At 46.7% G+C, this 11,287-nt stretch carries 9 protein-coding genes and 3 pseudogenes; all 12 read left to right on the plus strand.

Translation table 11 applies throughout. The annotated features are described in order from the left end of the window. A partial coding sequence (gene rnc / locus ACEYV4_RS06975; RefSeq protein WP_373842619.1) for a ribonuclease III occupies positions 1-594 on the plus strand: 594 nt, incomplete at its 5' end. Positions 595-619: 25 nt separating this feature from the next. Then, on the plus strand, positions 620-4,174 hold the full coding sequence (gene smc / locus ACEYV4_RS06980; protein WP_373842620.1) for a chromosome segregation protein SMC: 3,555 nt from the start codon (positions 620-622) through the stop codon (positions 4,172-4,174). 42 nt (positions 4,175-4,216) lie between these two features. Then, on the plus strand, positions 4,217-5,530 hold the full coding sequence (gene ftsY, locus ACEYV4_RS06985) for a signal recognition particle-docking protein FtsY (protein WP_373842621.1): 1,314 nt from the start codon (positions 4,217-4,219) through the stop codon (positions 5,528-5,530). 10 nt (positions 5,531-5,540) lie between these two features. Then, positions 5,541-5,882 (plus strand): putative DNA-binding protein, encoded by a 342-nt coding sequence (locus tag ACEYV4_RS06990; RefSeq protein ID WP_373842622.1) that lies wholly within the window; start codon positions 5,541-5,543, stop codon positions 5,880-5,882. After that, positions 5,882-7,330 carry a signal recognition particle protein gene (ffh, locus tag ACEYV4_RS06995; protein ID WP_373842623.1) on the plus strand — a complete coding sequence of 483 codons (1,449 nt, stop codon included), beginning with the start codon at positions 5,882-5,884 and terminating at the stop codon, positions 7,328-7,330. The genes ACEYV4_RS06990 and ffh overlap by 1 nt, the downstream gene beginning before the upstream one ends. Before the next feature lie 100 nt (positions 7,331-7,430). Next, a complete protein-coding gene (rpsP, locus tag ACEYV4_RS07000; protein ID WP_267201700.1) occupies positions 7,431-7,709 on the plus strand; it encodes a 30S ribosomal protein S16 in 279 nt (92 codons plus the stop codon). A 12-nt stretch (positions 7,710-7,721) separates the two neighbouring features. Continuing rightward, positions 7,722-7,982 carry a KH domain-containing protein gene (locus ACEYV4_RS07005; RefSeq protein WP_373842624.1) on the plus strand — a complete coding sequence of 87 codons (261 nt, stop codon included), beginning with the start codon at positions 7,722-7,724 and terminating at the stop codon, positions 7,980-7,982. A 55-nt stretch (positions 7,983-8,037) separates the two neighbouring features. Next, entirely contained in the window at positions 8,038-8,547 is a 510-nt protein-coding gene (rimM, locus tag ACEYV4_RS07010; protein WP_373842625.1) for a ribosome maturation factor RimM, read from the plus strand. Next, positions 8,547-9,305, plus strand: coding sequence for a tRNA (guanosine(37)-N1)-methyltransferase TrmD (gene trmD, locus ACEYV4_RS07015; RefSeq protein WP_373842626.1), 759 nt, complete (start codon positions 8,547-8,549; stop codon positions 9,303-9,305). Before rimM ends, trmD begins: the two co-directional genes overlap by 1 nt. Before the next feature lie 11 nt (positions 9,306-9,316). Then, positions 9,317-10,750 (plus strand): annotated as a pseudogene (locus tag ACEYV4_RS07020) (APC family permease). 115 nt (positions 10,751-10,865) lie between these two features. Further along, positions 10,866-11,078 (plus strand): annotated as a pseudogene (locus ACEYV4_RS07025) (50S ribosomal protein L19); the annotation flags it as partial. A 70-nt stretch (positions 11,079-11,148) separates the two neighbouring features. Then, positions 11,149-11,287 (plus strand): annotated as a pseudogene (locus ACEYV4_RS07030) (cation transporting ATPase C-terminal domain-containing protein); the annotation flags it as partial.

Consider the following 11,287-nt stretch of genomic DNA (forward strand, 5'->3'; position numbering starts at 1 on the left):
CACCCGCACCAAAATCTGAAGTTCTATGAACGGATCGAATTCCTTGGCGATGCCGTGTTGGAATTAATTGTTTCTGAATATATTTATAAACGTTATCCGGAATTACCCCAAGGGAAGTTGACCCGACTGCGAGCAGCAATGGTCTGTGAAGATAGTTTCTCTAAGTTTGCCAAGGAATGTCATTTTGACCAGTATATTCGTCTTGGTAAGGGTGAAGAAAAGGCTGGTGCTCGGCAACGACCAGGCCTGCTTTGTGATATCTTTGAGTCGTTTGTTGGTGCCCTTTACCTTGATCAGGGTCGGGATGCCGTTGAAAAGTTTGTTCAGCGGGTGATTTTTCCTAAATTGGATATGGGTTGGTTTGACCATGCCGTTGATGCTAAGACCAGCTTGCAGGAATTTCTGCAACGGAATGGTGATGTCAAGATTGAATATCACCTCTTAGACGAAAGCGGAACAGAAAACGAGCCGTCATTCCATGTTAACGTTACGGCGGATGGTAAAGTGCTAGCAGAGGGTCGTGGTTCTTCCAAGAAGCACGCCGAGATGCAAGCTGCCCAGACGGCCTTGAATCAATTACGCAAGCAAAAATAAGTAAATGAGTGAGTGAACGCGACCAATGCGATTATTGTCTTTAACACTAGATGGCTTTAAGTCGTTTGCCCAGAAAACCACCATCAAATTTGAACCGGGAATGACCGGTATTGTCGGCCCTAACGGTAGTGGTAAGAGTAATATTATCGAAGCCATTCGCTGGGTGATGGGTGAGCAGTCTGCCCGTCAATTGCGGGGCAATAAAATGGCTGACGTGATTTTTAATGGTACGGCAGACCGGAAGCCACTAAACCGAGCAGTAGTTTCGATTACCCTGGATAATAGTGACCACTACTTGGCTTCTAATTATAGTGAGCTGACTATTACCCGGAAACTTTACCGAAATGGTGATAGTGAGTACTTGATTAATGGTTCTCAAGTACGGCTGAAAGATATTACTGACCTTTTTATCGATTCTGGATTGGGTCGAGAATCGTTCTCAATTATTTCCCAGGGACGGGTTGCCGCTATCTTTAATGGGAAGCCGCTCGATCGCCGACGAATCATTGAAACGGTTGCTGGGGTAGCAAAGTATCAGAAAAACAAGGAAGCAGCTGAAAAACGGCTGGCGGATACGATGGACAATCTGAACCGGGTCAATGACATTATTAGTGAATTAGCTAAGCAACTTGAACCGCTTGAGGATGAGCAGGCGTTGGCGCAGGATTACCTTGAGCAAAAGAAACGTTTTGATGTTCTTGATCGTACCCAGACGGTGCGTCAGTATGATGCCCAGCACCAACAATTAGAAAAACTGCGGGCAAAAGGTAAGCAAGCAGCCCGGCTAGCAGCTGATTACCAATCTCAACAGAAACAGATTGATGAGCAGTTAACAGTACTAAAGAAGAAACGTACTAATTTGCTCCAACAACGGGAAGCATCTCAGCAGACTATTTTAAGTATGACTGAACGGATTGCCCAGTTGACTAATCAGCAATCGGTTTCTTCGGTTAAACGTGACCAGCAGCTAGCTGACCAGGACCGGTTGAAGAAGCAAGTTGCTGACCTAAATAAAGAATTGACTAAGGCCAAGGCAGACCAGACTGGAATAGCCACCCAATTGCAAAAACACCGACAGCAGGTGGCACAGCATCAACAAGAATATGACCAAGCTCGACAAATGAGTGAATCAGAACGTTTACAAGCCTTAAATCAGCGGTTAAGCACGCGGCGTGATGATCAGATCAATCTGATGCAGAAATTGACAACGATTCATAACCAACAGACTTTCTTAAAGCGGAGTCATGAACAGAGCCTTGACCAGCAAAGTCAGAGTGCTAGTGACCTGGCGACAAAACAGAATCAGCAAGTTGACTTGGCTCAGCAACTTCAGGATAACCAAAAACAAGTTGCTACAACGACAAGTAAAGTTAAACAACTTCAAACGGCTGTCCAGAATGCTAGTCAAGCTTTGACAGTGGCTAATCAAAACTATCAACAAGCCCAACGCAATTGGTATGAGGCTTTGGGGGATGTCCATTCTACCCAAGCCCGGATTAAGAGTTTTCAGGCATTAAGTGAGGAATATGCTGGCTATTACCAAGGAGTGCGGACAGTTCTTCAGCATCGTCAGCAGTTCCCTGGCCTAGCAGGGGCGATTAGTGAGCTCCTTAACGTGCCCGCTAAGCTAACGATAGCAATTGAAACCGCCCTTGGCAGTCAGCTCCAACAGTTGGTGGTGGATCGGCAGAGTACCGGTCAGCAGATTATTAATTACTTGATTCAACGACGTGGCGGGCGTGTTACGATCTTGCCAGTGGATACCCTGATTCAGCGACGGCCCAGTCCCACTTGGTCACAGGTGTCCGCGATGCCAGGGGTTATTGGTCGAGCAGTTGATTTGATCCACTTTGCGCCTAAGTATCAAGTGGTGGCTAATTATCTTTTAGGAAATACCGTAGTGGCTGATACCTTGGGCCACGCAGCGGCAGTTTCTCGAGCAGGTCGTCACCAATTACGCTTAGTAACCCTTGATGGTCAATTAATTAACGCTAGCGGTTCGATGACCGGTGGAGCTAATCGAAAGCAACGGCGGGGATTACTCAGCCAAAAACAAGTTGGTAGTGAATTGGTAAGGCTACTTAAACAACAACAGCAACAAGCACAACGGTTTGAGACTAAGGTGGCACAGTTCAAACAAGAACAGGTAAAGGGCCAAAAGCATTTGAATACGTTACAGGATCAACTGCGAACAGCTCAACAGGATTTACAGGCTATTCAATCCCAAAACGAAGTGCTAAAGAGCCAGTCTCATGCCCTGGCCAACCAAGTTCAGACCTTGCAGTCTCAAACAGCTCAGCAGGGACACCAAACAAAGGATTATCAGTCCCAAGCCCAGCACCTTGCTGACCAGGCTCAACAGGCTGAACGCCAACAGCAGCAAGTACAAAAGCAAATTGTTGACCTGACAAAGCAGATCCACGAGTTAGAAACTAACACTTCGGCTAAGAACGAGCAGCTTCACCAGATGGAACAATGGTTAGCCGTGGCTGCTGAGCGTCAACAACATTTTGAACGTCAACAGCACCAAGTTAACCAACAGGTTGCCCACTTACAGCAATCTCTAAAGCAGGCTCAAGATCAGTTGAAACAACGTCAGGCAGCGTTGACTAACCGTCATTCAGCAAGCCAAGACATTAAGGAGAGCCTTAACCAAGCTCAAGAGAAGTTAAGAATTGCCAAGCAAACCAGTCAAAAGCTGAGTCATGAACTGACGACTGGTGAAGCAGCCTTAAATGATCAAGAGGAGCGGCATGATCGAATTCAGAGCCTTCAAGAGGCAGCGGCCGATGATGCTGGTGACCTCAAGGCGCAGCTTGTCCGGTGCGAGAGTACACTGGATCAGTTGCTCAATCATTTGAGTAGCCATTATCAGATGACAATCGCCGAAGCTCGTCAGCATATCAGTACGATTACCGATACCGAGTTAGCCCGCCAGTTGAAATTGCTTAAGCGGGGACTAGATGATCTTGGTGATGTCAACGTTGGAGCGATTGCTGAATATCAACGGGTTAAGAAGCACTATGACTTCTTAAAGGGCCAACAAGACGACTTGTTAACTGCCCGCAAGCAATTGAACAAAACGATGAATGAGATGGATAGTCAGGTTGTTACTCGATTTCGGACCACTTTCAAACAGGTTTCCACTGCTTTTGATAAGACTTTTCGGCAGATCTTTGGTGGTGGGCATGCCAAGTTGATTTTGACCGATCCACATGACATTTTGACGACTGGCGTGGATATTATGGCTCAGCCGCCAGGCAAGAAGAACCAGCAACTGAGTCTCTTATCTGGTGGTGAACGGGCTCTGACCGCCATTACCCTGTTATTTGCTATCCTAAAGGTACGTCCGGTACCGTTTGCCATCTTAGACGAACCCGAGGCGGCCTTAGATGAGGTGAATGTTCAACGCTTTACCCGTTACCTTAACCGTTTCGGAAAGACGGGGCCTCAATTTATCGTGATTACACACCGTAAGGGAACGATGATGGGGGCCGATGTCCTATACGGGGTCACCATGCAAGAGTCTGGTGTGTCGAAGATGGTTTCCGTTGACGTGGTTGATACGTTGAACCAATAGAATAAGTAAATGTTAAAATTTTCGTGAAAAGAGGGATCCGTAATGGGATTATTTGATATTTTTCGTCGCCACCGTAAGGAAAAACAGGTGACAAGTCCGACTTCATCAACAAATACAGAAAGTCAGTCGTCAAATGTACCAAAATCAAATGTTAGCCAGCAACCAACTGGTGCGTCTAGTCAGTCTGCTAGTACCCAACCATCTAGTACAGTTGCGGCTAGTACAGCTAGTCAACCAACTGTACCACAGTCAACAGGTATTAAGTTAACGACGAAATCGGCTTCGGGTGAACAGAGCCATGTCAGTCAGCCAACTGCCTTGGCTAGTGGAAATGCGGCGAGTGCTCAGCCAACGACTGCCAGCTCTCAGCCTGCCCAAAAACAGCCGACTACTCCAGCTGCCCAGGCAAGTGACCGGACTGAACAGAAGTATGACCGGGGGTTGGCCAAGTCCCGAACTGGGTTTGGTGCTCGTTTGAATCATTTTTTGGCTAACTTTCGTCATGTTGATGAGGATTTCTTCGATGATCTCGAGGATATGTTGATCGAATCTGATGTTGGCTATGATATGGCAATGAAACTTAGCGATGAATTGCGAGAAGAAGTCAAGTTGCAAAATGCCAAGACCAAACAGCAAGTCTCCAATGTTATCATTGAAAAGATGGTTGACCTCTACGAAGCCGCTGGTAAGGGTGAAAGCCCCGATTTGAACATGGCTAAGGAAGGTCCAACGGTAATCATGTTTGTTGGGGTTAACGGTGCTGGTAAGACAACGACCATTGGTAAGATGGCCGCACTCTTCAAGAAGCAAGGCAAGCGGGTTCTCTTAGCGGCCGCTGATACCTTCCGTGCGGGTGCTACTGAACAATTAGACGTTTGGGCTAAGCGCGATGGGGTCGACATCGTTACCGGACCCGAGAATGGTGACCCCGCCGCTGTGGTTTTCGATGCAGTGCAGAAGGCTAAGAAGGAAAACTATGATATTCTCTTCGTTGATACTGCCGGTCGACTGCAGAACAAGGTCAACTTGATGAAGGAATTGGCAAAGATGAAGCGGGTCTTGACCCGGGAAATCCCGGAGGCCCCCCATGAGGTTCTCCTGGTACTAGATGCTACGACCGGTCAGAATGCTCTTAACCAGGCGAAACTCTTTAAGCAGAGTACTGATGTGACCGGAATCGTGCTGACTAAGCTTGACGGGACCGCCCGAGGTGGAATTGTCCTGGCCATCCGAAATGAACTTCACTTACCAGTTAAGTATGTTGGCTTGGGTGAACAGGTCGATGATCTTCAGAAATTTGATGCCAGCGACTTCGTCTACGGCCTCTTCAAAGGCTTGGTTGACGTTGACGAATAGGTGAATGGGAATGGAAATTGAAAAGAATTATCGCATTAATTCACTGTTTGAATTTTACCGGCCGCTATTGACAAAGAAGCAAAATGAGTACCTGGATCTTTATTATGGCAATGATTACTCATTGGGCGAAATTGCTGAAGATTTCGATATTAGTCGTCAGGCGGTCTATGATAACGTTAAGCGGACTGAACATATCCTAGAAGATTATGAGAGCAAGCTCCACCTCTATGCGGAGTTTGTTGCCCGTAATAAGCAGGCTGATGAAATTCAACGGTATGTACGAACACACTATCCAGATGACCGCCATTTGAACGACCTGGTTAGTCATCTGGAAAGCTTGGAGGCAGAATAATGGCATTTGAAGGATTAACAGAACGCCTGCAAAAGGCAATTGAAAAATTACGGCGCAAGCCTAAGGTCACAGAAGCCGACTTACGGGAAACCATGCGGGAGATTCGTCTAGCTCTCTTGGAAGCCGATGTCAACTTCAAGGTAGTTAAAGACTTTGTCAAGCAGGTTCGCAAAAAAGCGGCTGGGGCGGAAGTTTTAAAAGGTTTAAATCCGGCCCAACAGATTGTTAAGATCGTTAATGACCAGCTGACTGAATTGATGGGGACGGAAGCTGTTCCGTTGAACAAGGCAGCTCATATTCCAACCGTGATTATGATGGTTGGTCTCCAGGGGGCTGGTAAGACGACCACGGCTGGCAAGCTAGCATTGCGTCTGAAAAATGAGAACCATGCCCGGCCGTTATTTATTGCGGCCGATGTTTACCGTCCAGCTGCCATTACCCAGTTACAACAGGTAGCGGATCAGATCGATGTGCCAGTCTTTGAGAAGGGAACCGATGTTGACCCCGTGGAAATCGTTCGCGAGGGGATGGAGGTCGCTAAGAAGAATCACAATGACTACGTGATCATCGATACGGCCGGTCGGTTGCAGATTGATGAACAATTAATGGATGAACTGGCCAATATTAAGAAGTTAGTTCACCCGGATGAAATCCTGTTGGTAATTGATGCCATGACCGGGCAAAACGCTGTCAACACCGCCCAAGGGTTTGATGACAAGCTTGATATCACTGGGGTAGTCCTAACCAAGCTCGATGGTGATACCCGTGGTGGAGCCGCTATGTCAATTCGAGCTGTTACTGGAAAGCCAATCAAATTTGTCGGTGAAGGGGAAAAGATGGCGGACTTAGACGTCTTCCACCCCGACCGGATGGCCTCCCGGATTCTTGGTATGGGAGACATGATGACCCTGATCGAGAAGGCCCAGAAGAATTTCGATGAGGAACAAGCCCAGGAAACAATGGATAAGATGCAGGAAAATACGTTCGACTACAACGACTTTCTCGCCCAGATGGACCAAGTTACCAAGATGGGCCCGCTAGAAAACATTATTAAGATGATGCCTGGGATGGCTAATAATCCGGCCCTTAAGAATATTAATTTAGATCCAAAGCAGTTTGCCCACCTTCGGGCAATCGTTCTTTCAATGACTCCGGAAGAGCGAGAGAATCCCGATCTGATGAATCCGAGTCGGCGGCGACGTTTGGCAGCTGGTGCCGGTCGCCCAATTGTCGAGGTTAACCGGATGATCAAGCAATTTAACCAGATGCGCAAGATGATGAAGCAGGTTACCAATGGCAATATGAGTGGGATGCAAAATCTCTTTGGTGGCCAGATGCCGGGTGGTAAGATGGGCCAAATGGCAATGAACCGGATGGCCCGTAAAATGAAGAAGAATAAGCGGAAACGAATTAGAAAGCTCCGTAAATTGCGGCGGAAAAAGCATTAATTTTAAGAAAATTAGCGACTGTCAAGAAAAACTACTTTACATTCTATTTGAAGACTGGTATATTATTACCTGTTAAAAGAAATCAGGGAGGTGCAAAAGAATGTCCGTTAAAATTCGTTTAAAGCGTATGGGTTCCAAGAAGCGTCCATTCTATCGGATTGTTGTCGCTGATTCACGTTCCCCACGTGATGGTCGTTTTATCACTGCGTTAGGTACCTATAACCCATTAACCACTCCAAAGGAAGTCAAGTTTGACGAAGATGCCGTTATGGATTGGTTACAAAAGGGTGCACAACCTTCAGACACTGTTCGTAACATGCTGCAAAAGGCTGGCGTTATGAAGAAGTTCCATGAAGCTAAGTACGCTGCTAAAAAGTAGTGATGAATTGTCATGACTGAGACTGATATAGAGACATTGATTCGTAGTCTGGTAACCCCGCTTTTAAAACATCCAGAAAAGCTATCGATCACCGCGTCTGAAACCAATCGTTTTAGACAATTTACGGTGGACGTTGCCCCCACTGATGTTGGTCGACTGATTGGTCGTCAAGGACATGTGGCGGCTGCACTACGGACGGTCGTTGAAGGCGCACGTTCTCGACGGTCGAACTCTAAAAAAGTCCGGTTGCTGATTAATGATCATCGTCATTAAATAAAAACTCCCACACTTATCTGTGGGAGTTTTTCTCGTTTTGAGGAGGAAGATTATGGAATACTATAACGTTGGTAAGATTGTTAACACTCATGGCATTCGTGGTGAAGTGCGGGTGTTAGCTACGACCGACTTTACTGATGAACGTTTTGCTCAGGGCAAGACGCTCTATCTCAAGCAGAAAAATGGTGAGCCATTGAAGTTGACGGTTGAGAATAGCCGGCCACATAAGGGTTCCCTGTTAGTTAAGTTTGTTGGTTACGACAATATCAACGATGTTCAAGCGTTTCGTGACCATGAACTGTTAGTCAGTGAGGAAGACCAACAGCCCTTAGCAGCCGGCCAGTATTATTATCGTCAAATTATTGGCCTTGTGGTAAAGACGGTTGATGGTGAACGGCTAGGTACCATTAAAGAGATCCTCTCACCCGGTGCTAACGATGTTTGGGTGGTTAAGCGTGCTCACCAGGAAGACCTCTTGCTGCCGGTAATCAAAGACGTGATCAAAAAGGTTGACCTCGCTGCTGGTGAGGTTACCGTAGAATTAATGGAAGGGTTAGAATAGTGCGAATTGATATTTTAAGTTTATTTCCAGATATGTTTCAGGCTACTTTAGGGGAGTCAATCATTGGCCGGGCTCAGGATAGCGGCTTTTTAGACATTCATGTAACTGATTTTCGTAAATATACGACTGATAAACATAATCATGTGGACGATGCCCCATTCGGTGGTGGTGCCGGGATGCTGCTTCAAGCCCAACCGATTTTTGATGCCATGGCGGCTATTCAAAAGGAAACAACCCCTAACTATCCCAAGGGTCGGGTAATTTTAATGGATCCGGCCGGGCGACGATTTGATCAAGACTATGCTCAAGAATTAGCGATGGAAGATCATCTGACCTTTATCTGTGGTCACTACGAGGGGTACGATGAGCGAATTCGTCATCTGGTCACCGATGAAGCTTCCTTGGGTGACTATGTTTTGACTGGTGGTGAATTAGCGGCGATGGTAATGATTGATGCTACCGTGCGCTTTGTTCCCGGTGTATTAGGCAATCAAGCTTCGCCGATGGGTGATTCGTTTAGCAATGGCTTACTGGAGTATCCTCAATATACACGGCCAGCTGATTTTCGGGGGATGAAAGTACCTGCCGTTTTGACCTCTGGTGACCACCAGAAGATTCGTGAATGGCGGATGAAAGAATCGTTGCGGCGAACTCTTCATCGTCGTCCGGACTTGCTAAAAAAGGTCAAATTGACCCGTCAGCAACAACTGATGCTGGAAGACATCAAATTGGAAGAAGACCCGGATGTACCTGACTGATGGTGGATGCAATGAAGAAACTATTCGAACGATTACTATGGAAACAGGATCCCAACGTTTATGAGGCTAAGGATTCCAAACTGACGCCAAGCCTCCGAACGATTGACCTAATTGGCCTTGGAACCGGAATGGTGGTAGGTACTGCCATCTTCACCTTACCAGGAATCGTGGCTGCTGAACATACCGGCCCAGCCGTGCCGTTGGCTTTCATCGTTGCAGCAATCGGGGCGGGGCTTTCGGCCTTGGCCTATGCTGAAACTTCGTCGGTATTGCCTTTTGCTGGTTCGGCCTTTTCCTGGATTAATGTTCTTTTTGGCGAATTTTTTGGTTGGATCGCCGGGTGGGCATTGTTGGCCGAATATTTTATTTCGGTGGCCTTTGTGGCCTCAGGCTGGTCAGCTTATATGCAGGGCTTTCTTGGTAGCCTTGGTTTACGCTTACCCCGGGCGTTAACCGGCGGCTTTAATCCGAGTCGGGGCTCCTATGTTGATATTTTAGCGGCACTAGCAATTTTAGTGGTGGGCCTCTTAATTTCACGGGGCTTGCATCAGGTTAGCCGAATTGAAAATACCATTGTGGCAATTAAGTTGTTGGTTATTCTGATGTTTATCATTGTGGGTGCTACTGCTATCCAAGCCAAAAATTATGTTCCATTTATCCCGCCGCACCGACCCGGGACAACTTTTGGCGGCTGGCAAGGGATCTTAGCAGGGACCGCATAGATCTTTATTGCTTACGTTGGCTTTGATGCAATTGCGGCTAATACTGCTGAAACACGTAATCCGCAGAAGACGATGCCGCGAGGATTGATTGGAACCCTAGTGCTGGGAACCGGCTTTTTCATTGCTGTTTCCCTGGTGTTGGTGGGGATGTTTAAGTATAATCGATACGCAAATAATGCGGAACCAGCAGCCTGGGCTTTACGTCATGCCGGGCATTATTTCACAGCTAATCTCTTGTCAGTGGTCGCGATCATCGGCATCTTTTCGGCCTTGATTGCGATTCTCTTGGCTTCGTCGCGCTTAATTTATGCCTTTGGTCGGGATGGCCTGTTACCGAAAACCTTAGGGGTGGTTGATTCTCATCATGTACCTAATCATGCTCTCTGGTTGATCACCTTTCTGGCAATGATCCTTGGTTCGATCTTTCCCTTTACCTTTTTGGCAACTTTAGTTTCGGCTGGGACCCTGGTGGCCTTTATCTTTGTTTCACTGGGAATTTATGCTCTGCGACCGCGTGAGGGGAAGGACTTACCGGAAGCCCAATTTAAGATGCCCTGGTATCCAGTTTTACCAGCCATCTCGGCCATATTCTCGGTAGTTATTTTCTGGGGACTTAATATCGATGCTAAGATCTTAATGGTCGTGTGGTTTGCAATTGGCCTAATCATCTACTTTAGTTATGGGATGCGTCACTCCATTATTAATCAGGAACATCATAAATAGGGCTTGCATCGCTCAGTAAAATCTTGTATAGTAGTTATTGGCTGTTTAGCCATGAATAACGGTATTCCGCTGCCCCCACGAGGACATGAATGTCGGCGAAAGGAAAGAAATTACAATGCGTCAAAATAAGTTAATCGAAAAGATTACTGCTAGTCAATTACGTGATGATATTCCAGATTTCCGTGCCGGTGATACGGTTCGGGTTCACGCCCGGATCGTTGAAGGCTCTCACGAACGTATTCAGATGTTCGAAGGAGTTGTTATCAAGCGTCATGGTTCCGGAATCAGTGCTACCTACACCGTTCGGAAGATCAGTAACGGTGTTGGAGGTGCTGATGTTTCCCGACGGAAGCGTCGTAAAGTTATCGATACGGTTGCTGCTGAGTTAATTTTACAATAGAAAAGAAACTTTTGTTAATAAATGGTTTAATTGGGCCATTTTGATTTCCGCATTAGTTATGGCATGTGTTGAATTACCATTCATGACAAGATTCTTTGATGTCACTGAACTTAATGGTCAGCAATGGAGCGTTGTTT

The sequence above is a fragment of the Limosilactobacillus sp. genome, from assembly GCF_041859915.1.
In the GTDB taxonomy this organism is placed as follows: Bacteria; Bacillota; Bacilli; order Lactobacillales; family Lactobacillaceae; genus Limosilactobacillus.

Bases quoted from the DNA above. Each gene is read 5' to 3' on its own strand.
- smc (WP_373842620.1), top strand. From the start codon at position 620: ATGCGATTATTGTCTTTAACACTAGATGGCTTTAAGTCGTTTGCCCAG.
- ftsY (WP_373842621.1), top strand. From the start codon at position 4,217: ATGGGATTATTTGATATTTTTCGTCGCCACCGTAAGGAAAAACAGGTG.
- ACEYV4_RS06990 (WP_373842622.1), top strand. From the start codon at position 5,541: ATGGAAATTGAAAAGAATTATCGCATTAATTCACTGTTTGAATTTTAC.
- ffh (WP_373842623.1), top strand. From the start codon at position 5,882: ATGGCATTTGAAGGATTAACAGAACGCCTGCAAAAGGCAATTGAAAAA.
- rpsP (WP_267201700.1), top strand. From the start codon at position 7,431: ATGTCCGTTAAAATTCGTTTAAAGCGTATGGGTTCCAAGAAGCGTCCA.
- ACEYV4_RS07005 (WP_373842624.1), top strand. From the start codon at position 7,722: ATGACTGAGACTGATATAGAGACATTGATTCGTAGTCTGGTAACCCCG.
- rimM (WP_373842625.1), top strand. From the start codon at position 8,038: ATGGAATACTATAACGTTGGTAAGATTGTTAACACTCATGGCATTCGT.